At 49.3% G+C, this 24,230-nt stretch carries 22 protein-coding genes; 12 read left to right on the forward strand and 10 right to left on the reverse strand.

Annotated features, from left to right (window positions below):
- The first annotated feature begins 464 nt into the window (after positions 1-464).
- The 6 genes from NDK19_RS10780 (at position 465) to cysS (ending at position 6,251) form a co-directional block, all read left to right on the forward strand.
- Positions 465-1,031: an anthranilate synthase component II gene (locus NDK19_RS10780; RefSeq protein WP_250631891.1), complete on the forward strand. Its 567-nt coding sequence runs from the start codon at positions 465-467 to the stop codon at positions 1,029-1,031.
- Between the two features lie 10 nt (positions 1,032-1,041).
- Entirely contained in the window at positions 1,042-2,037 is a 996-nt protein-coding gene (gene trpD, locus NDK19_RS10785) for an anthranilate phosphoribosyltransferase (RefSeq protein WP_250631892.1), read from the forward strand.
- 13 nt (positions 2,038-2,050) lie between these two features.
- Positions 2,051-2,257, forward strand: coding sequence for a hypothetical protein (locus NDK19_RS10790; RefSeq protein WP_250631893.1), 207 nt, complete (start codon positions 2,051-2,053; stop codon positions 2,255-2,257).
- A gap of 3 nt (positions 2,258-2,260) precedes the next feature.
- Positions 2,261-3,052 carry an indole-3-glycerol phosphate synthase TrpC gene (gene trpC, locus NDK19_RS10795; RefSeq protein WP_250631894.1) on the forward strand — a complete coding sequence of 264 codons (792 nt, stop codon included), beginning with the start codon at positions 2,261-2,263 and terminating at the stop codon, positions 3,050-3,052.
- 83 nt (positions 3,053-3,135) lie between these two features.
- Positions 3,136-4,695 carry a SpoIIE family protein phosphatase gene (locus NDK19_RS10800; RefSeq protein ID WP_250631895.1) on the forward strand — a complete coding sequence of 520 codons (1,560 nt, stop codon included), beginning with the start codon at positions 3,136-3,138 and terminating at the stop codon, positions 4,693-4,695.
- Positions 4,696-4,757: 62 nt separating this feature from the next.
- Positions 4,758-6,251: a cysteine--tRNA ligase gene (gene cysS / locus NDK19_RS10805; RefSeq protein WP_394801682.1), complete on the forward strand. Its 1,494-nt coding sequence runs from the start codon at positions 4,758-4,760 to the stop codon at positions 6,249-6,251.
- Between the two features lie 3 nt (positions 6,252-6,254).
- Here cysS and NDK19_RS10810 read toward each other — a convergent pair whose 3' ends face one another.
- Positions 6,255-7,331, reverse strand: a complete 1,077-nt coding sequence (locus tag NDK19_RS10810; RefSeq protein WP_250631896.1) for an aminotransferase class I/II-fold pyridoxal phosphate-dependent enzyme — start codon at positions 7,329-7,331, stop codon at positions 6,255-6,257.
- Positions 7,332-7,478: 147 nt separating this feature from the next.
- On the opposite strand from NDK19_RS10810, the gene NDK19_RS10815 reads away from it, so the two are divergent.
- Genes NDK19_RS10815 through NDK19_RS10830 form a run of 4 tightly spaced genes read left to right on the forward strand, consistent with a single transcriptional unit; the run spans position 7,479 to position 9,984 of the window.
- The gene (locus tag NDK19_RS10815; RefSeq protein ID WP_250631897.1) at positions 7,479-8,696 is read left to right on the forward strand and encodes a cysteine desulfurase; all 1,218 of its coding nucleotides are present in this window, start codon (positions 7,479-7,481) and stop codon (positions 8,694-8,696) included.
- Between the two features lie 11 nt (positions 8,697-8,707).
- Entirely contained in the window at positions 8,708-9,136 is a 429-nt protein-coding gene (locus NDK19_RS10820) for a SufE family protein (protein WP_250631898.1), read from the forward strand.
- Between the two features lie 8 nt (positions 9,137-9,144).
- A complete protein-coding gene (locus NDK19_RS10825) occupies positions 9,145-9,525 on the forward strand; it encodes an SUF system Fe-S cluster assembly protein (RefSeq protein ID WP_250631899.1) in 381 nt (126 codons plus the stop codon).
- Between the two features lie 39 nt (positions 9,526-9,564).
- Positions 9,565-9,984: a BrxA/BrxB family bacilliredoxin gene (locus NDK19_RS10830; RefSeq protein ID WP_250631900.1), complete on the forward strand. Its 420-nt coding sequence runs from the start codon at positions 9,565-9,567 to the stop codon at positions 9,982-9,984.
- 142 nt (positions 9,985-10,126) lie between these two features.
- Here NDK19_RS10830 and NDK19_RS10835 read toward each other — a convergent pair whose 3' ends face one another.
- Positions 10,127-12,322, reverse strand: a complete 2,196-nt coding sequence (locus tag NDK19_RS10835) for a DUF4954 family protein (RefSeq protein WP_250631901.1) — start codon at positions 12,320-12,322, stop codon at positions 10,127-10,129.
- Between the two features lie 208 nt (positions 12,323-12,530).
- Here NDK19_RS10835 and katG point away from each other — a divergent pair, with 208 nt between their 5' ends.
- On the forward strand, positions 12,531-14,771 hold the full coding sequence (gene katG, locus NDK19_RS10840) for a catalase/peroxidase HPI (RefSeq protein ID WP_262910316.1): 2,241 nt from the start codon (positions 12,531-12,533) through the stop codon (positions 14,769-14,771).
- Positions 14,772-14,954: 183 nt separating this feature from the next.
- On the opposite strand, the gene NDK19_RS10845 is transcribed toward katG, so the two are convergent.
- The 8 genes from NDK19_RS10845 to NDK19_RS10880 all read right to left on the reverse strand — a co-directional run bounded on the left by NDK19_RS10845 (position 14,955) and on the right by NDK19_RS10880 (position 22,672).
- Positions 14,955-16,685 (reverse strand): glycoside hydrolase family 13 protein, encoded by a 1,731-nt coding sequence (locus NDK19_RS10845; RefSeq protein WP_250631902.1) that lies wholly within the window; start codon positions 16,683-16,685, stop codon positions 14,955-14,957.
- A gap of 137 nt (positions 16,686-16,822) precedes the next feature.
- Complete coding sequence (locus NDK19_RS10850; protein WP_250631903.1) at positions 16,823-17,971, reverse strand: hypothetical protein; 1,149 nt, start codon at positions 17,969-17,971, stop codon at positions 16,823-16,825.
- Positions 17,972-17,973: 2 nt separating this feature from the next.
- Positions 17,974-18,684 (reverse strand): ABC transporter ATP-binding protein, encoded by a 711-nt coding sequence (locus NDK19_RS10855; protein ID WP_250631904.1) that lies wholly within the window; start codon positions 18,682-18,684, stop codon positions 17,974-17,976.
- A gap of 96 nt (positions 18,685-18,780) precedes the next feature.
- Positions 18,781-19,998 carry an ABC transporter permease gene (locus NDK19_RS10860; RefSeq protein ID WP_250631905.1) on the reverse strand — a complete coding sequence of 406 codons (1,218 nt, stop codon included), beginning with the start codon at positions 19,996-19,998 and terminating at the stop codon, positions 18,781-18,783.
- 12 nt (positions 19,999-20,010) lie between these two features.
- Positions 20,011-21,228, reverse strand: a complete 1,218-nt coding sequence (locus tag NDK19_RS10865) for an ABC transporter permease (protein WP_250631906.1) — start codon at positions 21,226-21,228, stop codon at positions 20,011-20,013.
- Positions 21,228-21,974: an outer membrane lipoprotein-sorting protein gene (locus NDK19_RS10870; RefSeq protein WP_250631907.1), complete on the reverse strand. Its 747-nt coding sequence runs from the start codon at positions 21,972-21,974 to the stop codon at positions 21,228-21,230. The genes NDK19_RS10865 and NDK19_RS10870 overlap by 1 nt, the downstream gene beginning before the upstream one ends.
- A gap of 70 nt (positions 21,975-22,044) precedes the next feature.
- On the reverse strand, positions 22,045-22,464 hold the full coding sequence (locus NDK19_RS10875; RefSeq protein ID WP_250631908.1) for a putative toxin-antitoxin system toxin component, PIN family: 420 nt from the start codon (positions 22,462-22,464) through the stop codon (positions 22,045-22,047).
- A complete protein-coding gene (locus tag NDK19_RS10880) occupies positions 22,445-22,672 on the reverse strand; it encodes a hypothetical protein (RefSeq protein ID WP_250631909.1) in 228 nt (75 codons plus the stop codon). The genes NDK19_RS10875 and NDK19_RS10880 overlap by 20 nt, the downstream gene beginning before the upstream one ends.
- Positions 22,673-22,755: 83 nt before the next feature.
- Here NDK19_RS10880 and NDK19_RS10885 point away from each other — a divergent pair, with 83 nt between their 5' ends.
- Positions 22,756-24,030, forward strand: coding sequence for an acetyl-CoA hydrolase/transferase family protein (locus tag NDK19_RS10885; RefSeq protein ID WP_250631910.1), 1,275 nt, complete (start codon positions 22,756-22,758; stop codon positions 24,028-24,030).
- The last annotated feature ends 200 nt before the right edge of the window (positions 24,031-24,230 follow it).

The raw sequence follows: 24,230 nt of genomic DNA on the forward strand, positions 1-24,230 counted from the left end.
CGCGCCTTGCGGAGGCTAACAACCCTGTTTTACAAGCCATGCTTGCCCATAAAGCACAACCAAACTCTGTTATTGGCTAGTACTTAATGAAAAAGGCCGCCCCTTTTCGGACGGCCTCTTTTTTTGTATCAAGTACCTTCTTAAACACGCAAACTTTTAAAGGATGCCAAGGACGAACGCTGATTGCTTCTCTTTTAAAAATCAATTCCGTGCGAACCTGCGATATCTGCCTGTCAGCAGCGCTATGAAACAAAAAATTAAACCGAGAAATTTGGAATTGACAAAATCGTTCCGCTACTTTGCGAAGTAATGAAAAATCGAGGCGCGATATTCTTTGGCTATTGGTTCTGGCACATGGGAAACCCGTGTGAACAGTAGCCTATTGTCGCAACTGATGATAGATTGAAAACCCAAAAAGGCTTGCTGTTCACCGCAGCAAGCCTTTTTGTTTTGCCCTTAAACGCATGAAAATTCTGGTTTTAGACAATTACGATTCGTTTACCTACAATCTGGTGCACTTGCTCAAAGTGCTGGGCGCTGCACCCGATGTGCACCGCAACGACAAAATCAGTTTGGACGAGGTGGCGGCCTACGACAAAATCCTGCTGTCGCCCGGGCCGGGGCTGCCTGCCGATGCGGGTATCATGCCCGAACTGATTCGCCGCTATGCCCCCGAAAAGTCCATTTTGGGCGTATGCTTGGGGCATCAGGCCATCGGTGAGGCTTTTGGCGGCTCATTGGTCAATCTGGGCGAGGTAGTGCACGGCATAGCCACCGAAACTACTGTGCTCAAACACGAAAACACGCTGTTTGAAGGCATCCCCAACAGCGTTAAGACCTGCCGCTACCATTCGTGGATTGTGCGCCGCGAAGATTTCCCCAAAGTGCTGGAAATCACTGCCGAAGATGCGGCGGGCAACATCATGGCGCTGCGCCACCGCCAATACGACGTGCAGGGCGTACAGTTCCACCCCGAATCCTACATCACAGACTACGGGCAACAGATGCTGGCTAACTGGCTGAAAAATTAATCTGACGACCATGAAAGAAATTCTCAACCATCTTTTTGAACACAAAACCTTAGACAAAGCCACTGCCCGCGAAGTGTTTATCAATTTGGCGCAGGGGCAATACAACAACAGCCAAATGGCCGCTTTTATGACCGTTTTCCTCATGCGCAGCATTACCGTAGAGGAACTCGGCGGTTTCCGCGATGCCATGCTGGAACTCTGCATCCCGTTCGATACGCAAGGTATGCCCGCCATTGATGTGTGCGGCACGGGCGGCGATGCCAAAGATACCTTCAACATTAGCACGCTGGTGTCATTTGTAGTAGCTGGTGCAGGTGTGAAAGTGGTTAAACACGGCAACTACGGCGTTTCTTCGGTGTCGGGCTCGTCTAACATGCTGGAATATTTCGGCTATCGGTTCACCAACAACCAAGATGATTTGCTGCGCATGTTGGACAGCGCCAATATCGCCTTCCTGCACGCGCCGATGTTCCACCCCGCTATGAAGAACGTAGCCCCCGTTCGCCGCGAACTGGGTGTCAAAACATTTTTCAATATGTTGGGGCCAATGGTCAATCCTGCTTTCCCCGATTACCAGTTTGTCGGAGTTTTCAGCCTTGAATTAGCACGCAAATACGGCTATTTGTACCAGCAAACGGGCAAAAAATTCGCCGTTGTTCACAGTTTAGACGGTTACGATGAAATCTCGCTCACCTCGCCCTGCAAAGTCATTGATGCACAAGGCGAGCGCGTAGTGCAGGCGCAAGACTTCGGGTTCAGTGCCAAAACGCAGGAAAGCCTCTACGGCGGCAAAACCGTAGAAGAAGCAGCCAAAATTTTCACTGAAATTCTGGAAGGCAGAGGCACACAGGCGCAAAACGAAGTCGTGATAGCCAATGCCGCCATGGGGCTGCGAACCGTAAACCCTGCGCTGTCTGTTGCCGATGCCGTAGCACAGGCCACCGATTCGCTGATGGGCAAAAAAGCACTCCATTCGTTTAAAAAACTTGTCAATTATCAATCATAAACTCAAAAAAATTATGGAACAATTCATGGAATTGCTGCACCAATTTGAGGCAGCCGAACAACAGTACATCCGAATTCATCCCGACGCACAGCCTTTGGGCAATTTTTACAACGCTTTCGGCTTAAAAAAGCTACTGGAAATTCTCAAAGAAGCCGACGGGCGAAAAATCACTTTCAAATTCAACGCAACACTACAGAAATACGAGTACTCATTTGCATAAAAAATGGACATCCTACAAAAGATAATTGCCCATAAAAAGACCGAAGTAGCCGCTGCCATGGAGGCGGTTACTTCGGCACAATTGGAGCAAAGCCCGCTGTTTGGCCGCCCGACGGTTTCGCTGAAAAAACGCCTGCAAAGCCCTTCGGAGCTGCCGCATATCATTGCCGAGTTTAAAAAACAATCACCTTCCAAAGGAGTGATTAACGCCCATGCACAGCCTGCCGAAGTTGCCCGCGGCTATCAAGAGGCAGGCGCAGCAGCAATATCGGTACTTACAGATGTAAGTTTTTTTGGCGGAAGCAATGCAGACTTACAAGCTGCCCGCGCTGCCGTTGAAATCCCGATTTTGCGAAAAGATTTTACCGTTTCGGATTATCAGATTGTTGAGGCCAAGGCATTAGGTGCAGATTTAATCCTGCTGATTGCCGCCGCGCTCACCCCTGCCGAAATTCGCCAATTTACGCGCACTGCACACGGATTGGGGCTGGAAGTGCTCTTAGAAGTACACAGCGAGGAAGAATTGGAGCGCAGTTTTTTCCCCGAAATAGACATGGTGGGCGTAAACAACCGCAACCTCAAAACTTTTGAAGTGAGTTTGGAGGTTTCCAAGCGATTGAGCCGCTTGATACCTTCGGGCGTGCCAAGCGTTTCGGAAAGCGGTATCAGCAGCCTTTCAGAGGTTATTGAACTGCAACAATTTGGTTTTCAAGGCTTTCTGATGGGTGAAAATTTCATGAAAACGGCAAATCCTGCACTTGCACTGGCAGATTTTCTGCGGGAAGACGCGCATTGACTCCCACCGGATGCTAAAAACATCGTTTTTTGCCGAACATGTGATATTTTCTAAATTTGCATCTCAATTATTACATCACCCCCATGGTATCTACTCGGCGGCTGGCGTCAAGTCTTATCATTTCCTTTATCATCGGCTTTTTTACGTTGGTATTAGGGCTCAGTTTTGCCATTCAGCACGTGGAGCAAAAGAACGAACTGAACCGCATTTCCAACATGGCCGGCCGCCAGAGAACATTGGTCAGGTCTTTGCAGGCCGCTTGGTTATTTAACCGTCAGGCAAAGAGCATATCCGAGCGAATGCAGGCACACCGTACGATTGATTCGCTGGTAACACTTCTGGAAAACACTCACTACAACCTGCTCAACAAGACGGATACCTTTTCCAAAGCACAACTTTATCACACGCCCGAGATAGAAAAAGATTTGGCTGAAATAACACCTACTTTGGTAAAATATGTCCGCATGATTAACACGGATACAACTGCTGTTCAGGAGGTTATAAAAACAGCCAATACGCTTGTCGCTCAAATCAGCGAACTAACGGATATCCACTATGCCGGATTGCACCGTGCGCACAACCGCGATGCATCTAATTACCTGTGGGCGGTATTGCTGATTGTTGGCAGCATTTTACTGTTCCAAAACCTGTTTTTAGTGTATCCGACGTTTAAGAAATTAGATGAAAAAATCAGGGACGCAGCGCTGGCAACCGAGCAGATAGAAAAGCAAAACCACGAACTGATTGTACTGCAAGACTCACTGCAAGAACAAAACGAAGAGTTGAAAGCCAAGCAGGAAGAGTTGCAGATGCTGACCGAAGAGCAAAAAATGCAAAATGAGCGCTTGGAAACCAAACAAAAGCTCATCAGCGAGGCCTATCGGCATATTACCGAAAACATCATGTATGCTACGCGGATTCAGGCATCCTTCCGCACCGACCCGCAGCGATTGGTAGAAAGTTTTCCCGATTGCTTTGTTTTTGAGAAAGCCAAAGACATGCTTTCGGGCGATTTTTATTGGTACACCGAACGCGAGCAGTACAAAATTCTGGCCGTAGGCGATTGTACCGGACACGGCGTTTCAGCCGCTCTGATGACAATGGTTGGGATTACCACACTTTATCAAATTATCAAAATTGAGCATCTGACAACTCCTTCCGTCGTTTTGCATAAGTTACATCATCGCATCATTGAAATTTTACAGGGCAAAGGCGCAAGCAAACCCGTAAATGACGGCATGGACATCAGTCTGCTGGTTTTTGATACGGATAAACAGACACTTACCTTCGCAGGAGCTAACAGCAGCATCTGCTTGGTGCGCAACGGAACCATTGAACGTTTGATAAGTGCCAAACTGCCCATCGGTAGCTTCCAGATTAAAACAGAGCGCACTTATCCCGACATTGAAATTGCTTTACAGCCCGGCGATAAAATTTATGCCTATACGGACGGTTTCCAAGACCAATTCGGCGGAGCAGAAAACACCAAATATTACTCTCGCCGTTTCCGCGAGTTATTGCTGAATACCTCTCAACACCCGATGGATAAGCAAAAAACGATGATAGTCAATGAGTTGAGAACGTGGCAAGGCATGTTGCCTCAAACCGATGATATATTGGTAATAGGTTTGCAGCCTTGCTAAAAACAAATTTGGCAACCGACCAACAGCTACCAACTTTTATACAGGTTGTTTACCTTTGCCCCATGATGAACCAAGACCTGAAAGTCTTCAATACGCTCACAAGGGAAAAAGAACCTTTTGAGCCCCTGCATCCGCCCTTTGTAGGCATGTACGTATGCGGGCCAACCGTTTACAACTTTGTACACTTAGGCAATTGCCGCACTTTTACCTGTTTTGATATTATCTATCGCTACCTGACTCACATTGGCTACAAAGTGCGCTACGTGCGCAATATTACCGACGTCGGCCATTTGGAAAACGATGCTGACGAAGGCGAAGATAAAATTGCCAAAAAAGCGAAATTAGAAAATTTAGAGCCGATGGAAGTGGTGCAGCGCTACGCCAACAACTTCCACGTGGTAATGGAGCAACTCAATAATATTCCGCCTTCCATTGAGCCGCAAGCAACCGGACACATAGTAGAGCAGATAGAAATGGCGCAGGCCATTATGCGCAACGGCTTGGCTTATGAAGTCAATGGTTCAGTTTATTTTGATGTACGCAAATATAATTTACAGCATCAGTACGGCAAATTATCGGGACGCATATTGGATGAGTTGGTATCCGGCACACGCGAATTAGACGGGCAAGGCGAAAAACGCAACCCCGAAGACTTTGCGCTCTGGAAAAAAGCATCACCCGAGCATATCATGCGCTGGAACTCCCCTTGGGGCGAAGGTTTCCCCGGCTGGCACTTGGAGTGCTCCGTAATGAGTCAGAAATATCTGGGGCAAAAGTTTGACATCCACGGCGGCGGCATGGACTTAAAATTCCCGCACCACGAGTGCGAAATTGCACAGTCGGTCGGCTATTGCGGCGAAGAACCCGTGAAATATTGGCTGCACACCAACATGCTGACCGTGAACGGCGCGCGCATGAGCAAAAGCGCAGGCAACGGCATTTTGCCGCAGGAATTGTTTACGGGCAACCACCCGCTGTTGGAGCAGGCCTATAGCCCGATGACTTTCCGCTATGCCCTGCTGCAAACCCACTATCGCAGCACGATGGATATTTCCAACGATGCACTCAAAGCCGCTCAAAAGGGCTATATGAAAGTTATCAACGGCTTGCGAATTGCAAAAAAAATGCAGTATGCAGCCGATGACTCTGTTGCAGTGGACAGCAAAGCTGTTGAAGAAATCAACCGAATCATTGCTTCCATCTACAAAGGCATGAACGATGACTTCAACACAGCCGTTGCGCTTTCGGCATTGTTGAATTTGTTGAAAAAAATCAACTCCATTCACAACGGGCAAATGAAAGCGGCCATGCTGGATGAGGCAACATTCCAAAAAATGATTGCTACCTACATTGCCTTTGTGGAGGATGTTTTTGGGCTGCGCGAAGAAGTCCGCACCGACATAGACCGCATCATGAGTGTATTGTTGGGCGTTTATCGCGAAGCTAAACTCAACAAAGACTTCGGCATGGTAGATACTCTCCGCGCGCAGTTTAAGGAGTTGGGCATCGTTGTCAAAGACATGAAAGACCGTATTGAGTGGGCTTACGAAGAATAATTTTCACTTTTGGCTCAAAAAATCTTCCACTGCACTTGCCAGAAAATCAATGTCGGCGGGGGTATGCGCCGCATGGATAACCACGCGAGTAACCGTCGGGCCGTTGATATCAGGATAAGGGAATGCCGAAATCAGTATTCCCTTTTCCAATAAAAATTCATACAGCCCTTGCACATCGGTGTAAAATACAGGATAGCCTTCGGTAAACTTAAAAATTCCGAAGGGATGCAGTTTTTTGGCTGCCAACGCCACATTTTCAGCCAATTGCAGGCGCTGCGTTTCCCAAATCGGGGCGGCGTGCAGCATGGCATACGCACAGGCAGGCGCGCAAGGGGATGCTCCGGCAAAAAAGGCATTGTGCGAAAGCAAACGACCGTAGTGTGCATTGGTCAGAATCAGCCCTGCGGCAAGCCCGCAAGCCTTTGCCAACGAAGCCACTACAACGGGCTGCACCTGCGCAAACCGTTGTAAGGTCGGGAAAATGCCTTTGCCCGCTTCGCCCGTAATGCCGATGCCGTGCGAGTCGTCGGCAATGAGCGTAACTTGTGCCCCTTCGGGCAAGTCTGCCAGCGGCGAAAAGTCATAAAGTTCGGCTTTTACCGAGTCTAAAGCATTGCAAACCAGTAAATAAGGGCGGTTTGGTTCGCGCTGCACCTTTGCCACCATAGTTTCCAGCCATTGCCCGAACGCGCCGTCTTCGCGGGTTTCCAGCCCCGACCAAAGCGCCTGATGCGTACGGGGCGCATAGAAAACAACCGTTTCGGGGTGTTTGTGTACGTGTTGGCGCAACCACCAAGCCGTCAGTTGCCCTGCCATAAAGCCCGAAGAAAGCAGAATTGCCTTTTCAGCGCCCGTGTATTGCTGCCAGAATTGCTCCGCCGCCTCATAAACCGCAAGCCGCAGGTTGGCAGTGCGCGAGCCGCCGAAGTTATTCCCGTGCCGTTCCATGCCTTCGGCAAGCAATTGGCGGAAACCCGCATGAGAAGGCAATGCCAGATAAGACGTACCGCTGAAATAGCGCATTTCGCCGCATTCGGTGCGCAACGTGCGCCCGATGGGGTCGTTTGTATGCAAAATCATGTTGCAAAGTTGCAAAATACCCATCAATTGGGGCGGCAATTCATTTCTTGCTGAACAAAATCGCCCGCAAACGAGTTTATGTTTAGAATTGATTTAAATAAGCGCTAATTTTGCAGCCTATTCATTCCGTTCCGCAAGGAAATTGCTATGCTTGACATCACATCCATTCGGCAGGATTTTCCGATTCTTCAACAAGAAGTCAACGGAAAGCCGCTGATATATTTTGACAATGCCGCTACGTCGCAAAAACCGCGTCAGGTGATTGATGCGCTGACGCACTATTACGCGGCAATCAATGCCAACGTTCACCGCGGTATTCACTTTTTGGCAGAAAAAGCAACGGAAGCCTTTGAAAATACCCGCGAAGCTGTCGCCAAAATGATTAATGCGCCTTCCAAAGAGCAAATTATTTTTACCAGAGGCACAACCGAATCCATCAACTTGGTAGCTGCCAGCTATGGGCGCACTTTCATCGGCGAAGGCGATGAAATTATCGTCAGCACAATGGAACACCATTCCAACATTGTGCCTTGGCAAATGCTTTGTCAGGAAAAAAACGCCGTTTTGAAGGTCATCCCCATCAACGATGCGGGCGAACTTTTGATGGACGAGTACCTAAAAATGCTTTCACCGCGCACCAAGTTGGTTGCCGTCATGCACGTTTCCAATGCTTTGGGCACAGTCAATCCCGTAGCGGAAATTATCCGATTGGCGCACGAACAAGGCGCAAAAGTGCTGATTGACGGCGCACAGGCAGCTCCGCACTATCGTATTGACGTTCAGGCTCTTGACGTTGATTTTTACGCCTTTTCGGCGCATAAGATGTACGGCCCCACGGGCATGGGCATCCTCTACGGCAAGCGCGAGTTGCTGGAAGCCATGCCTCCTTATATGGGTGGCGGCGAAATGATTAAAGAAGTGAGCTTCAAAGGGACAACCTACAACGAAATTCCCTACAAGTTTGAAGCGGGCACGCCCAACATCGGCGATGCGGTGGCAATGAAAGCCGCCATTGACTACATGCAAAGCATTGGGCAAGAAGCAATTGCCAAGCACGAACAGGATTTGCTCACCTATGCCACCGATGCGGTTGCTACCATCCCGGGCATCCGCCTGATTGGTACAGCACACCAAAAAGCAAGCGTACTTTCCTTCCTCATAGACGGTGTTCACCCCTTAGACTTGGGCATGATGCTGGATGCCAAAGGTATTGCCGTGCGGACAGGCAGCCATTGCGCCATGCCGCTCATGGAACGCTTGGGCATAGACGGAACTGTTCGCGCCTCTTTTGCTGTTTACAACACCGAAGCGGAAATAGATACTTTTGCCAAAGAATTGCGCAAGGCTGCCGAAACCCTGCGATAGCTTTTCAGATTATGACCATTCAGGAAATTCAGGACGAAATCATAGATGAGTTTGCTTTGTTCGACAACAAAGAAGACCGCTACGGCTATATCATAGAATTGGGCAAAAAATTAGCACCCTATCCGGAAGCCTACCGAACGGACGATTTCCTTATCAAAGGATGCCAGTCGAAGGTATGGATAAAGCCCGAAATACAAAACGGCAACCTTGTATTCTACGGCGACAGCGACTCTACCCTTGTCAAAGGCATTGTGAGCCTATTGCTGCGGGTGCTTTCGGGTCAGCCTGCCCGCGAAATTGCTGCAGCGGATTTGTATTTCATCGACCGCATCGGCATGAGACAGATGCTTTCCATGAACCGCTCCAATGGTTTGGCGGCTATGGTAAAACAGCTCAAACTCTACGCATTGGCTTATACATCTACGGATACTCCTAACTGAATCGGCTTATGGAACTGATTGACACCTCACAGGCGGCAGAAAACAACACCTCCGCTTCGGCAGAAGCTACGAACGTAGTGCCGATAGAAAACCTTCGGGACAAGGTCATAGAAGCGCTCAAAACGGTTTATGACCCCGAAATTCCTGTTGATATCTACGAATTGGGGCTTATCTACGAAATTACCGTCTATCCGGTCAATAATGTTTTCATTTTAATGACGCTTACCTCGCCCGCTTGCCCTTCGGCAGAGCAGATTCCGGGCGAAGTCAAAGAAAAAGTCAGTGCCATTCCCGGCGTTAATCAGGTGACGGTAGAACTGACATTTAACCCTCCCTACACGCAGGAGATGATGTCGGAAGTTGCCAAGTTAGAGCTGGGCTTTCTATAATTTTTCGTTTTTTATTCACCCAATAATCAGCTTTTGAGTATGTACCCGAAAGAACTTACAGACCCCATGAAGCACGACCTTACCTCGGTCGGTTTTGAAGATTTGGATACACCCGAAAAGGTAGAAGCAGCCATGAAACGCCAAGGCGTTACAATGGTTGTTGTCAATTCCGTGTGCGGTTGTGCAGCAGGCGCAGCGCGTCCGGGGGTAAAATTGGCGCTTCAGCACGCACCCGTAAAGCCCGACCACTTGGTTACGGTTTTTGCGGGCGTAGACAAAGAGGCGGTTGCCAAAGCACGCGAATACATGTTGCCTTATCCGCCTTCTTCGCCTTCTATCGCTATTTTTAAGGATGGTGATTTGATGCATTTCATTGAGCGCCACCACATTGAAGGCCGTTCGGCACAAATGATTGCCGAGCACTTGGTAGATGCTTTTCAGGAGTTCTGCGAGGCTTAATAATGCCTTACATAAAGGACTATCTACTGTAAAAAATCCCGACAGGTTTTGACAATCTGTCGGGATTTTGTTTGGCTATGCGGATATACGCAAACCGCGCAGCGTTTGGAGGATGCGTAGGCTAAATACTTGATTTTGAGTATTATGACAACAGTTGCATCACCTGCTGACGGTAGTCCCGATGGGATGTTTCTGCCCAACGGATAAAACTGTTTTCGGCAAAACTGCCCAAAACCGTGTCCATTTCTTTCTCATTGGCATAAACGGCCTTGCGATAGGGGTTGGTATAGTCCTTCCGACGACTTTCCATAATGCCTTTGGTAATTTTTTCGTCGGTGAAAAGGCTCTGCTCCAACAGTTGTTCCAAGGCTGCTTTGCTGTCTATCGGCTGCCCGAAAACATGCGCATAAGCCGCTATTGCATGTTTGAGTTTATCCATCGGATAGGTTGCCGCCTGTTCGCGATAGAATCGGTGCACTTCTTCCCAAGTGGTTACTTTCTTATGCTTAATGTCGGTTAGTAACTGTTGCAGGGCATCGCGGCGGATGAGTTGGCCACCTACATTGTCCCACTCCGATAACCGGCAGTCGTTTGGTAAACGTGCGAGCAGTTCGTTGAGCGAACGGATGCCCTGTCCTTCCGCAAAAACGGTCAGTTGCTTTGCCAAGTGAAAGGCTACAAGTTCGCGATAGAGGGCATAGGCTTTGGCTGTTTTGAGAATCACAACGGGGCGCTTGCTGTTTTCAAAACCCTCGGCCAATACGGTCATTTTTTGTACTTCATCGGGAGTTTCTTGCAATAGTTTATGACCGAGCGGTAAAAGGTCTTCATGGGTATATTCACTCCAATGGCTGTTTTGTTCGCGCAGACGGGCTTTTGCAACGGCTTCTGCCAGAATATCCAGCCCGTGAATCATTTCATTAATCGTATCAGGGGCAAGATAGTTGTATTCCAGTAATTGTACTTTTTTGGTACGCTTGTCGCGGTCGCCATATTTCCATGCGTTGCGTGCCAGCGCATAGAGGTTGTGGAAAAACCAGTAGCCGGGCATTACCAGCAGTCGGTTTTTATCCAAGTCGTTGCTGACCAACGAAAAAGGCAGCGGAATATTCAGTTCGTAATGGAAGTCGCTTTTTGCCAGAATGGTAAAGGAGGCAAAAACCGAGTTGTGCTTAATGCTTACGCACAACCCCGGCCAAAAGCCCCGTCCTGCTATCATTTCACCGTCTGCCCCGCGGCTGTTGTGATTGCTGCCAATGGTAGCACCCGCTGCCATATTGGTCTGCCCCTGCAACAGTGCAGCGCAGAGAAAGGAGTTGTTGTGGTGTTGCTCGTGTGCAGGGAATATGAGTGAATTCAGCACTTCGCAGCACGAAATCACCGCATTATTTCCCAGATAAGAGTTAATCAGGCGCGCGCCGTATTTGAGTTGCGAATGAGAAGCCATCACAAAGCGAACGGCTTTTACACCGTAAAAAATGCGGCAGCCTTCGCTTATAATGCCATTGACAAGCTCACAACCCTCACCAATTTGCGTATGGGCTTCGGCAGACGAGTGAATGGTCAGGTTTTTCAGCTTGTTTGCTCCTTTAATATACACGTCGGAGCCCATATTGACATCCTTGATGATTTTTGTATTTTTAATGATGCACCGATTGCCGATTCTGCCATAGAATCCTCGTTTGGGGGAGAATTCGCGTATGGTCATTTTCCGAAAACTTTCCATCAGTTCCTCATCGTGGCGGTTGCGCGTCCACATCCACGCATCGCCCGGGAGCATATTGCTGAAAGGCAGCACTTTCCGCCCGCCGTTTTCGTTGCACAGTTCTAACCAGATGCGCACGCTCTCGTCTTCGCCTTCTTTGACAATGCCGTTGCCGAATTTGGCGTAGTTAGTTGTTGCCATTTCGTTTACGTTAGCTATAATAGCCTCATTGCCAATTAGATAGTGCGACAGGTAATTAACATTGTCAATCACTACATTGTCGCCGATATCGCAGCTGATGATGGTGCTGTTGTACAAACCGACCCGCATCCGCAAGTTGTGGTATTCCAGATAATAAGGCTCTAATTTGCCGATGCGAATCAGCCCGAAAAACTGACAATTTTTAACCAAGCGCGCATCAAAGGCATCACTGACCCAAATCTGATTCCAATCGTCGCTGGTGTTGTTGTTGCGCACCAATGCCTCAATTTCGTAGGCGGTCAGATGGCGATAGTTGCCGTTAGGGTTTTGTTCAAAACGCAGATAATATTCGTCTTTGCCTTCCGGTAAGTATTCCGCAGGAATAAACCGATAGCCCAATTGCTGTATCGGGTATTTAGTAATGTTGTTCATTAGAAAAGTCAGTATAATTGTTTGCTTACGAAAGGTCTGAAAATTTATGCTTATTTTGATGCGAATTTATCATTTCGCCGCAGATGGCAATAAAAAAGAATTGGAGAACAATGCAAAAATTAGTTGTGATAACAACTAATTTTGACCATAATTAAGTAATTTGCGCATCTAAAATCACAGCAAATCATTAATTATTTATTTTTCACATATGGAACACACTGTAACCTCGCACCACGTAAACGGTGCAAACGGTCAGGGCAAATGTCCCTTTACCAATGGCATGTTGAGAACCGGCGCAGGTGGTGGCACAACTAACCGCGACTGGTGGCCTAATCAGTTGAAGTTGAACATCCTCCGCCAGCACTCGTCGCTTTCCAATCCGATGGATAAGGACTTCAACTATGCAGAGGCGTTCAAAAGCCTTGATTTGGCAGCTGTGAAGAAGGATATCTATGAACTGATGACAACTTCGCAAGACTGGTGGCCTGCCGACTACGGTCATTACGGGCCGTTGTTCATTCGTATGGCATGGCACAGCGCGGGCACTTACCGTATTCACGACGGACGCGGCGGCGCAGGCACAGGCACACAGCGCTTTGCCCCTCTGAACAGTTGGCCTGACAACACGAACTTGGACAAAGCACGCCTGTTGCTGTGGCCTATCAAGCAGAAATACGGCAAAAAATTGTCATGGGCAGACCTGATGATTTTGGCCGGCAACTGTGCGCTGGAATCTATGGGCTTTAAAACCTTTGGCTTTGCCGGCGGTCGTGAAGATGTTTGGGAGCCTGAGGAGGATATCTACTGGGGTTCTGAAACCGAATGGCTGGGCGATAAGCGCTACACCGGCGACCGCGAGCTGGAAAATCCGCTTGGTGCCGTACAAATGGGCTTGATTTACGTAAACCCTGAAGGCCCCAACGGCAAACCTGACCCGATTGCTGCTGCCCGCGACATCCGCGAAACATTCGGCCGCATGGCAATGAATGACGAAGAAACGGTGGCTCTGATTGCCGGCGGACATACTTTCGGTAAAACACACGGCGCGGCAGACCCCGCCAAATACGTAGGTCGTGAACCTGCGGGTGCAAGCATTGAAGAGCAAGGTTTGGGCTGGAAAAACACATTCGGCACAGGCAATGCGCAATACACCATCACCAGCGGTTTGGAAGGTGCATGGACAACTACGCCAACCAAGTGGAGCAATAACTACTTTGAAAACCTGTTTGGTTATGAGTGGGAATTGACCAAAAGCCCGGCGGGTGCTTGGCAATGGAAACCCAAAGGCGATGCAGGCGCAGGCACTGTTCCCGATGCGCACGACCCCAACGTACGCCATGCACCAATGATGCTCACCACTGACTTGGCGCTGCGTTTTGACCCTGCCTACGAAAAAATCTCTCGCCGTTTCTATGAAAACCCCGACGAGTTTGCAGATGCTTTCGCACGCGCATGGTTCAAACTCACACACCGCGACATGGGGCCTCGTGCACGTTATCTTGGCCCTGAGGTGCCTGCCGAAGAACTCATCTGGCAAGACCCCGTTCCACCGGTTACACATGAACTGATTGACGAACAAGACATTGCCGCTCTGAAAGGCAAAATCCTTGCTTCGGGGCTGTCTGTGGCACAATTAGTAGCCACCGCATGGGCTTCTGCTTCTACTTTCCGCGGTTCGGATAAGCGCGGTGGTGCTAACGGTGCCCGCATTCGCTTGGCTCCACAGAAATACTGGGAAGTAAACAATCCTGTACAGTTATCAAAAGTGCTGGATACGCTGGAAGGCATCCAGAAAGAATTTAACGCTGCCAACACTGCTAAGCAGGTTTCATTGGCCGACCTGATTGTATTGGGCGGTTGCGCTGCCATTGAAAAAGCGGCCAAAGATGCCGGCCATAACATCACGGTACCATTCACGCCGGGAAGAACCGATGCTTCGCAAGCACAAACAGACGTTGAATCCTTTGCTGTACTTGAGCCTGTTGCCGATGGTTTCCGCAACTACAAAAAGTCAAAAACCGGTTATTTGGCAACTGCCGAAGAACTGTTGGTGGACAAAGCTCAACTGCTGACCCTGACCGCACCTGAAATGACCGTGCTGGTAGGCGGTATGCGCGTGCTGAACACCAACTATGACGGCTCTAAGCACGGAGTATTCACTAAGCGCCCTGAAACGCTGACCAATGACTTCTTTGTAAACCTGCTGGATTTCGGAACTACTTGGAAAGCAACCTCCGATGCACAGGAAACTTTTGAAGGCTTTGACCGCAAAACAGGCCAGTTGAAGTGGACTGCCACTCGTGCCGACCTGATTTTCGGCTCTAACAGCGAACTGCGCGCCATTGCCGAAGTGTATGGCGCTGCCGATGGTCAGGAGAAGTTTGTTAAAGACTTCGTGGCTGCATGGAATAAGGTGATGAACCTCGACCGTTTTGACCTGCACAACTAATCGGTAACTGATTGGTAAGCAGTAAAACCACATAAAAATTGAACCCCGACAGGTGATACTTGTCGGGGTTTTTAAATTCGGCATTGCGCAGTGTGCCGCAAAAATGCCTGCTATTCCCAATATTGTGAATCCCGCCAATAATTTGCTAAAATCCCGCTTGGTTGTGCAGAGAGGCAAGACACGTTATTTCATCTTATAAATAACTGATTGATAGGGTTTTAAGCGAATATCTTTCCCTTCGGGAATGTCAGCGGAGTAGTTGTTGATGAGCACCTGCTTGGCACTGACGGCTTCGGGCAGGCTGATGCTTGCTTCGCGGTCGCTGAAATTGTGCAACACCAACAAACGGCTGCCTTCATGTGTGCGCGTATAGGCATATACCTGCGGATGTTCGCGCTGCAAGAGTTGATACGCACCGTATATCAACGCAGGATTTTCTTTGCGCAAGCGCACCATGCGGCGGAAATGGTTCAGCACAGAGTTGGGGTCTTTGTCTTGCTTGGCTACGTTGATTTCCACATAGTTAGGATTTACGGGCAACCACGGCGTGCCTGTGGTAAACCCTGCCTGCGGATTGCTGTTCCACTGCATCGGCGTTCTGCCGTTGTCCCGCGAACCGAATTTCAGGTCTGCCATATAGGCTACCACGTCGCCGCCGCTGTTGAGCACTTTTTTATAGCCGTTGATGGCAGCAATATCTTGGTATTGTTCAATTTTTTCAAAGCCTATGTTGGTCATGCCCAACTCGTCGCCGTAGTAGCAATAAGGCGTACCGCGCATACTCAAAATGAAGGTATTCAGCATTTTAGCGACAGCCTCGCGGAATTGGGGCGCATCGGTGGCATAGCGATTGACCATCCGCGCTTGGTCGTGGTTGGCAAGAAAAATTGAAATCCATCCTTTTTGGGCAAAAGCGCTGTCCCAACGGGAAAAAACATCTTTCAGGTGCAGCAAATCGTAGCCCGTGCGCTTGGGAATATCCACACCGTCAAAGGCATAAGCCATGTTGAGTTCTTGGCGGTCTTCGTCCACTAAATTGTGCGCATCTTCAAAGCTATTGCCTGCGCCTTCGGCTACGCTCATCAGGTTGTATTTGCTCAATACCTCGCGGTTCATTTCTTTTAAATACTCGTGCAAATTGCCCTGCATGGCGTAGTATTGCATAAAATTTTTCTCAAATCCGTCGGGGAATTTGGGAAAAGTGGTGTCTTTGGCGGCAAACTGGAAAGCATCCAAGCGGAAGCCGTCCACGCCTTTTTCTGCCCAAAACTTCATGATGTCGTACACTTCTCGGCGCACTTTGGGGTTTTCCCAGTTCAAGTCGGGCTGTTTGTCGGCGAAATAGTGCAGGTAGTAGGCATTGGTCAGCGAATCGTACTGCCATGCGTCGCCTTTTTCGTCAAACAGGCTGTAACGGTAGGGCGGCGTGCCTTTTTCGGCAGGCCACCAGTGGTAGTAGTTGCGGTAAGGATTGGTGCGCGAACTGCGCGACTGCTTGAACCACTCGTGCTCGTCGCTGCTGTGATTCACGACCATGTCCATAATCAAACGGATGCCGCGTTTGTGCATTTCGGCAAGCAACAGGTCAAAATCTGCCATGGTGCCAAACTCGGGCTGTATGCCGCGATAGTCGCTCACGTCGTAGCCGTTGTCCGCATTGGGCGATGTATAAATCGGGTTGAGCCAAACAGCATCCACGCCCAGGCTTTTGATGTAGTCCAACTCGCTGATGATGCCTTTCAGGTCGCCTACGCCGTCGCCGTCGGAATCTTTGAAACTTCGTGGATAAATTTGGTAAATCACGGCTTCTTTCCACCAAGGCTGCGCCTGTGCAGCAGTTTCTTGTTTTTTTGGGGTGCAATTTGTCAATCCGATTATCAGAAGACCGATTGCCAACAGAGTGTTTGTTTTCATTGTACGCTCTTATACTAATGGTTTTGCAAGGTTGATTTTATGGGTTTGGCAGATTGGCACGCACAACAGCTTCACTTTTGTTCGTGCGGACAGCTTTTATCAGCATTTCCAAAGTTTTCCAATATAAGCAATGCCCCCTAAAAACTCCACTTGAAGCGCATAAATGCCCGATGATTCAGGGCTTCGTAGGCAGGCAGGGACGCAAAAAAACTCTGCCAGACAATGTCCACATCCAGATTCGTAGCCGGATTGTAGCGCAGGGAAGGCAGCAGCAGTGTCAGGTTGGGGCCGGGCGCATAGAGTACCGAAAGGTTTGCCGACAGCGGCGGGGTGATTTCCTTGCCCATTCCTGCCAAAAAATTCCACCGCGTCGGCATGAGGTGCAGCGGCGAAAAATTGAAATTCAATTGCTGCAAATCGGTGGGGATTTCGCTGATGCCCTCGCTGTTGTAGAGCAGCCCGCCGCTGATGAACCAGCCGTTGGCGAATACATAATTGCTTTCAAGGCTCACATTCACATGCGCTTGGGGGTTGCGATGGGCAGCAAAAAACTGTACTTCGCCTTTGAAGCCTGCGTTTTTGATATTACCCGCCCAGCCACCGCCCAGCGTCAAGCGATTTTGATAAACGCCTGCAATGAGTTGCCAATCGTAGCCGCCTTTGTTAATGAAATATTTGACAGCACCTACCGCCTGTCCTTGCTTGCTGCCCGGCGCAAAAGCGACTTCTACATTGGAAAAGTCGCTGATGTTGTATTGCAGCCGTGCCGCATCGCTGCCCGGGCGTTCTTCGTAGTCAAAATCCAAAAAGTTGAAGGTGTTAAAAATATCGTTGGGATTCCATGTGGTCGTGATGCCCCAATTGAGCCGCTGCCTGCCTAATCGCAGTTGCCAGCGTTCGGTTTTGTATTCTGCCCAAAGCCGCTCGGTATTGAGGTGCATCACTAACGACGCAGTATTGACAGGCACCAACGACAAATTGACCGACTCGTTGGTATTGCGCAACTGTTCCGCATAGTTGGGGATGGCGCGTACTTCATCGCCCCACAGGATGCGGTTGCGCAGTTCCAGCGCGAAAGTCAAGCCGCCGACAGGCTTCCAGCGCATATTCAACCGATTGTGAATCAGATTGTTGGCAGTCAGCGGCTCAAAATTTTTCGGATAGGAAAGCGACTGCATACTTTTTAGGTAGCCGTTGAGTGTGAATTTCGGCGCAGGCGGCAGGCTGTCCTGTGCCGCTGCCGTTTGCCCTGCCAGCCAGAGCAATAGTAAGCAAAGGTATTTCATGACTAATGCGCGTGTGCGGTATCCACTACTGCCGAATCTGACACAATACGCCCGTCCACCAGCGTGATGACGCGCCGCGCCCGCTCAATCACTCGCGGGTCGTGGGTGGAAAACAGAAACGTGATGTTTTCTTCCTGATTGAGCCGCGCCATGATGTCCAGCAAATTGGCGGCAGATTTGGAATCCAGATTGGCGGTTGGTTCGTCTGCCAGTACGAACTGTGGCTTGGAAGCCAGCGCACGGGCAACCGCCACGCGCTGTTGCTGTCCGCCCGACAGTTGCGCAGGGGTGCTGTCTAATTTGTCTTCCATCCCGATTTCGCGGAACAGTTGCTTCATGCGTGCCTCGCGTTGGGTTTTGTCCGCACCTTGCAGCAGCATCACAAACTCGGCATTCTCGCGGGCGGTCAGCACGGGAATGAGGTTGAAGGATTGGAATACAAAGCCGATATTATGCAACCGAAAGTTGATAAGTTCGCCGGCGCTCATGCGGGTAATATCTACGCCATTGATAAAGATATTGCCCTGATTGGGGCTGTCTAATCCGCCGATTAGGTTGAGCAGCGTCGTTTTACCCGACCCCGAAGGCCCTACCAGCGCGGTAAATTCCCCCCGATTGATGTGCAAATGCACATTATTGACTGCATAAACGGGGATGGTATCGGCATTGTAAATTTTGCTGATGTTGTGTGCGTCAATTACTGTGTTTGTCATAGCTTGTGTTTGTTAGTTTTTTACCGCAAAGAGACCTTTAAACCCGACGGGCCTTATAGCCCCGTCGGGTTTGTGCACCATCCGCATGCTCAAAATTCAATTGCGCAATGCGTCAATCGGTTTCATGCGCAGGGCTTTGACGGCCGGTAATATGCTTGCAATCAGTGCGGTAGCTACCACGATGATTAGAACGCTGACGATTCTTTCGCCCGGAAATTCGGGGTAAACCATGGTGCGGAAGCCGAAACTGCCCATCATGTCTTCGCCCATACCTGCCAGATTCAGCCCCTTGTAGCTGTAATAGGTGCTTACCGCCCAGCCAATCGCGATGCCGACGGGTGCACCTGCCAGCGTGAGCAGCACGGTTTCGGTCAATACCAGCAGAAAAATGCGCAGCCTACCCGTCCCCAGCGCCGCCATCATACCAATTTCGCGGGTGCGTTCCATAATTGCCATCAGCATGGTATTGACGATGCCAAACGCCAGTGCAACCATGATGATAATCATAATAATGTAAGAATAATCGTCCACCGTTTTGACCATCAGGTTGGTTTCAGGTGAAATTTCCTGCCACGATTCGCAGCGCAGCGGCGCGGTTTGCTGCCTGATTTGGGTCAGCACAGGCGCTACATCTTCGTCGCGATGCAGCAGCACAGCTATTTCATGCACCCCCTCACCGATGCCTAGCAGTGCGTTCAGTTCGCTTTGGCGCACATACACGTTGCGCTCGTCAAGGGCGGTGTTGGTACTTTGGAAAACAGCCGCCACACGAAAAGCCCCCGCTACGATGTTATTGGCAGTGTCGGTGAAAGTAAGCACTAATTTACTGCCTGTTTTCAGCTTCATTTTATCGGCTAACTTCCTGCCAATCAGCACCTGATTGCGCTTTTCGGGGTTGAAACCTTCACCTTCCGCTATTTTTTGTCTCAATGATGAAAAATCATATTCCTCTTCGGGTACGATGCCGTTGATTTGTACGCCCGTGCTGCCTGTCGGCGTGGAAAGCATCCCTTGTGCAAGGCTGCGCAAAGCGACTTGCTTCACCTGCGGCAGCGCCTGCAATTGCCGCACAATTTTTTCCGCATCGGGAATGAGGAAAACAGGTTCGTAGTCATCCTTAAACTGCGGCTGATGGATTTGCAAGTGCCCGATTTCCTCGTCAATCACCGTTCGGATGCGGCTTTTCATCATGCCTTTGTAGAGTGCCAGCACCGCAATGCCTGCAAATAATCCCAGCGCAATGGAAAACATAATCACTAAACTGCGCATTTTATTGCGCCAAATATTTCGCCATGCCATCAACCAAATAATCATTGCGGTAAAAGTTTAGCGCTTCATTGCGGTTACAGGGTCTAATTGCAGCGCCTTCCATGCGGGATAGGCTGCCAGCACTAACCCGATGATGAGTACGGTCAGTCCCTGCCCCAAAAAAATGGACGGATGCGTTGCCGTCGGGAATATCGGCTCAAAGCCAAAGCGTTTATAGGCTTCGGCAGTTTCGCCGCCAAAGCGCAGCGGGTACAGGCTGAAATAATACACAGGCAACAGACTTGCCAGCAGCCCCAGCACGCATCCTGCCAGCACCGTCAGCACCGTTTCAGCCACTACAAGCGCCATCAGCCGCACCTTGCTCATGCCAATTGCGACCAACATGCCCATTTCAAAGCGGCGTTCCATCATCATCAGCAGCAAAGTGCCGAAAATACCGAATGTAACCAGCATGTAAAGCACACCCTGCACATATTTCATGTTGTTGCTGTCCGTTTCTATGTGTTGCTTAATGTCGGGCAGCATTTCGCCCCAGTTCATCACTTCGTAGTCTTTGCCCAGCAGCTGGCGCAATTTTGCTGCAAGTGTCTGTAAATCACTGGAATTTTGCGGCAGCAGAACGTAAGAAGTAATCAGTCCTTCGGCAGCGTACAAGTCCTGCGCAGCGGCCAGTGGCATAAACAGCACTTGGTCGTTCAGGTTGGGCGCACCGAATTTGAGCAGCCCTTTGATGAGGTATTTGCCCGCTGCCGTTGCCCCGTGATAGCCCTGCCCAATGAGCACCAGCGTATCGTTGATGCCCAATTGCAGCCGTTTCGCCAACCCTTCGCCCAGCAAAACGGCGCGGTCATTGGCTTGCAGGTAGCTTCCTGTGGCTACTTTCTGTTCCAAACCCGTTACGCGGCTTTCCTGCGCGGGGTCAATGCCTACAACAAGGCAGCCTTTGGTAGTGGCCTCGGAAGATGCCAGCGCGAACGATTCCAGACGCGGCGCAACAGCCGCCAGATTGCCCTGTTGCACAATACGTGCCGCCAGTGCGGGTTCATCGGCAAAGGCGTTGTCCAGAGTTTGCTCGTCCCAATAGCCGCTGCGATGCACCTGCATGTAGCCCACATAAAACCCAACCACATTTTTGACCAGATTATCAAAAACGCCTTTTTTCAGGCTTTCGGCAAAAACTGAAAGCACGACGGCGAAAAAAACGGCAGCCATAGAAATAAGCGTCCGGCTGCGGTTACGCCACATATTTTTCCATGCAAGTGCTAAAAGCCACATTATCGGATGGATTTCATTTTTTCAGTAGTAAAAAAATTATCGTCAATCGGTTGATTGTAGCGCACTGACTTGTAAATCATTTCGGTTTTCTGATTTTTCTTGTCCATCGGAATCATTTCTATGTGCGTAGGAATCAGCCGTCCGTCCATGAGCTTGGGCTCGTAGCCGTTCATCACGTTGATGAGTACGCCCTCTTCGTCATAGAACCGCGAATGCAGTTCCATGTAGTGCTGTTGGTCAATGCAGGCAATGATTTTACCCCAGACAACGGCGGTTTGCGGTTTGGGAACCATCTGCACGATATAGCATTTGCGGTCTTGCAGCAGCGTATCGCCCAGCAAGGTATGCTGATAATCATTCACGATGGATGACTCTTTGACCAAATCGTCGTTGGTAAAATCCGTGCCCATCCAGCTTTGGCTCATCATGGAAGGCGGCAGTTTGATGATGCGTTCCAGCGACGGATGCCAGTTCCAGACTTCCTTTTTCCGCTTCAAAAAAGTAATGCCTTTGTCGCGGGCAGGTGAGGTGATAAGAATCATGGAAAAATCCGTTCCCTTTGCCCATGCTTTGAGTTCCATGCTGCGTTTCCACGCGGGTCGGATGGTATTGATGATGATTTCGGTCTGCATGGTTTGCCCCCGCATGACCGAATCTGCCCGGCGCACGATGGTTTCTGCGGTCAGCGGCTGCGCAGCCAAAGCCCACGGAAGCGCAAAAAATAGGATACAGGCAAGCAGCTTCATGGCTTGTTTGAGGTTTGTTTGTTGTGTTGTTACAATAATTTACCTGCTGTTAATCAGCGGGTTGGTATTTTTATTCCGGCAAATAGTTTTCCCAATAATCTTTGGGACTTACAATCTTAGTATTTCTGTAAGTAAAAAAAGTAAAGTCATTGGTATTACCTGTGATTATGAAATCAGCTTCACATTCACTTGCAAGTTCCAAAATCATATTATCGTCCTTATCAGAAATAAGGTCAACTCTTTCTTTTGGTGTAAATTTCTTTGCCTTTAATTCAATGTCTACAAGCAGACTTTCTGCCTTGCCAAAAAAATCAGGGAATCTCGTAAACTTAGGTCTTGATAATACTTCATAATACTCTGACATCAATTCCTCTGAAACACACAGCAGGAATTTGTCATCTATAAATAATTCGTAGATGATTCTATAAGGATAGCTCCGTTGAATGAGCGAAGAAACAATAACATTCGTGTCAATGACGATTTTTTGCATCGCGTACAGCCTTTACCTCTTCGCTTATCTCATCCATTGTCATGGAAGATAGCCCGTATTTTTCAGCTAATTCCACACATTTATTGAGATTTTGCCTCATTAACTCTTTGCTAATGAGGTCAACAAACTCTGTAAAAGTCAGGTTGTCTTTTTTAAGACCGAACTTATTGAACTCTACTTCGGAAATAGAAATATTGAGTGTTCGCATATCTTGTCGGTTCATTTTTACCAAACTACACAAAAAAATTGATTTACCCAAGTTTTATATTTGCCCAAAACGCTAACAAAATAATGCTTCATTTTACCTCACCACAGGAAGCGGTTTCCTGCATTCAATCCGGCCATTGTGTGTTTGTACACAGCGCCGCCATGACCCCGCAAACGCTCGTTGCCGCTATGGTAGCCGAAGCACCGCGCCTGCAAAACGTCAAAGTTATTCACATCCATACCGAAGGGAATGCCGACTACGCCAAACGCGAAATGCGCGGCAGTTTCCAAACCTTCGCCTGTTTTACGGGCGGCAATATGCGGCAGGCAGTCAATGACGGCACGGCGGACTATATCCCCGTGTTTCTGAGCGATGTGCCGACGCTTTTCCGCAACAAAATATGGCCGGTGGATGTGGCACTGGTGCAAGTTTCGCCACCCGACCGACACGGCTATTGCAGCCTCGGTGTTTCGGTAGATGTGAGCTTGGCTGCGGTGCAAACGGCTAAATACATCATTGCAGAGGTGAACCCGAACGTGCCACGTACCCACGGCGAAGGTTCGCTGCACATGAGCCGCATCCATGCTGCCATAGAAAGCCACGTACCGATTTATGAACCCAAGCCGCGGCAACTTTCCGATACCGACCGCAAAATCGGCAAATTGGTTGCTGAATTGGTGGAAGACGGCGCAACGCTGCAAATGGGCATCGGCAGCATCCCCGATGCGGTGCTGGCAGAGCTGATTCACCACAAGGATTTGGGCATCCATACCGAAATGTTTTCCGACGGGCTGATGGATTTGGTATTTCGCGGCGTAGTTACGGGCAGGCTGAAAAACAGTATGCGCGAAAAAATCGTATCCTCGTTTGCGCTGGGCAGCCGCCGCCTCTACGATTTCATACACGACAACCCTACGATTCAGATGCGCGACGCGGGCTTTACGAACAACACGTTTGTGATAGCCCGCAACCCCAAAGTAACGGCAATTAACAGCGCCATTGAAATTGACATCACAGGGCAAGTATGTGCGGATTCCATTGGTAATCAGCAATTTTCGGGCGTAGGCGGACAGATGGACTTCATCCGCGGGGCTGCCCTTTCCGAAGGCGGCAAACCAATTATCGCCATGCCTTCCATCACTGCCAAAGGCGAAAGCAAGATTGTTACCTACCTCAAACCCGGCGCTTCGGTTACGACCACGCGGGCGCACGTGCACTATGTAGTTACGGAAAACGGCGTTGCCAACCTGTTCGGCAAGAGCCGCCGCCAGCGTGCCGTTGAACTCATCCGCATTGCACACCCCATGCATCAGGAGCAATTGGAACGGGAAGCCTACGAATGGCTCAAAAGGCTGTAAACATTTGGTCGTATTTATCAGTATATTTACAAGAGAACCATTTTAACCCGACGGGGCTTTAAGGCTCGTCGGGTCATACAAAAGCACAAATGATTTGCGAAAATCGCTTTGTATAAATCAATGAAAAACAGGTATTTAAGCCTGACAAATCTCTAAACCTGTCAGGTTTGTGTATAAAATCGCAACACATACAAACTCAA

This window comes from Rhodoflexus caldus, from assembly GCF_021206925.1.
GTDB lineage: Bacteria > Bacteroidota > Bacteroidia > Cytophagales > Thermoflexibacteraceae > Rhodoflexus > Rhodoflexus caldus.

Bases quoted from the DNA above. Each gene is read 5' to 3' on its own strand.
- cysS (WP_394801682.1), top strand. From the start codon at position 4,758: ATGATGAACCAAGACCTGAAAGTCTTCAATACGCTCACAAGGGAAAAA.
- NDK19_RS10835 (WP_250631901.1), bottom strand. From the start codon at position 12,322: ATGAACAACATTACTAAATACCCGATACAGCAATTGGGCTATCGGTTT.
- NDK19_RS10790 (WP_250631893.1), top strand. From the start codon at position 2,051: ATGGAACAATTCATGGAATTGCTGCACCAATTTGAGGCAGCCGAACAA.
- NDK19_RS10880 (WP_250631909.1), bottom strand. From the start codon at position 22,672: ATGCGAACACTCAATATTTCTATTTCCGAAGTAGAGTTCAATAAGTTC.
- NDK19_RS10830 (WP_250631900.1), top strand. From the start codon at position 9,565: ATGTACCCGAAAGAACTTACAGACCCCATGAAGCACGACCTTACCTCG.
- NDK19_RS10825 (WP_250631899.1), top strand. From the start codon at position 9,145: ATGGAACTGATTGACACCTCACAGGCGGCAGAAAACAACACCTCCGCT.
- NDK19_RS10810 (WP_250631896.1), bottom strand. From the start codon at position 7,331: ATGATTTTGCATACAAACGACCCCATCGGGCGCACGTTGCGCACCGAA.
- trpD (WP_250631892.1), top strand. From the start codon at position 1,042: ATGAAAGAAATTCTCAACCATCTTTTTGAACACAAAACCTTAGACAAA.
- NDK19_RS10855 (WP_250631904.1), bottom strand. From the start codon at position 18,684: ATGACAAACACAGTAATTGACGCACACAACATCAGCAAAATTTACAAT.
- NDK19_RS10870 (WP_250631907.1), bottom strand. From the start codon at position 21,974: ATGAAGCTGCTTGCCTGTATCCTATTTTTTGCGCTTCCGTGGGCTTTG.
- katG (WP_262910316.1), top strand. From the start codon at position 12,531: ATGGAACACACTGTAACCTCGCACCACGTAAACGGTGCAAACGGTCAG.
- NDK19_RS10885 (WP_250631910.1), top strand. From the start codon at position 22,756: ATGCTTCATTTTACCTCACCACAGGAAGCGGTTTCCTGCATTCAATCC.
- NDK19_RS10820 (WP_250631898.1), top strand. From the start codon at position 8,708: ATGACCATTCAGGAAATTCAGGACGAAATCATAGATGAGTTTGCTTTG.
- NDK19_RS10815 (WP_250631897.1), top strand. From the start codon at position 7,479: ATGCTTGACATCACATCCATTCGGCAGGATTTTCCGATTCTTCAACAA.
- trpC (WP_250631894.1), top strand. From the start codon at position 2,261: ATGGACATCCTACAAAAGATAATTGCCCATAAAAAGACCGAAGTAGCC.
- NDK19_RS10875 (WP_250631908.1), bottom strand. From the start codon at position 22,464: ATGCAAAAAATCGTCATTGACACGAATGTTATTGTTTCTTCGCTCATT.
- NDK19_RS10800 (WP_250631895.1), top strand. From the start codon at position 3,136: ATGGTATCTACTCGGCGGCTGGCGTCAAGTCTTATCATTTCCTTTATC.
- NDK19_RS10845 (WP_250631902.1), bottom strand. From the start codon at position 16,685: ATGAAAACAAACACTCTGTTGGCAATCGGTCTTCTGATAATCGGATTG.
- NDK19_RS10850 (WP_250631903.1), bottom strand. From the start codon at position 17,971: ATGAAATACCTTTGCTTACTATTGCTCTGGCTGGCAGGGCAAACGGCA.
- NDK19_RS10865 (WP_250631906.1), bottom strand. From the start codon at position 21,228: ATGTGGCTTTTAGCACTTGCATGGAAAAATATGTGGCGTAACCGCAGC.
- NDK19_RS10860 (WP_250631905.1), bottom strand. From the start codon at position 19,998: ATGATTATTTGGTTGATGGCATGGCGAAATATTTGGCGCAATAAAATG.
- NDK19_RS10780 (WP_250631891.1), top strand. From the start codon at position 465: ATGAAAATTCTGGTTTTAGACAATTACGATTCGTTTACCTACAATCTG.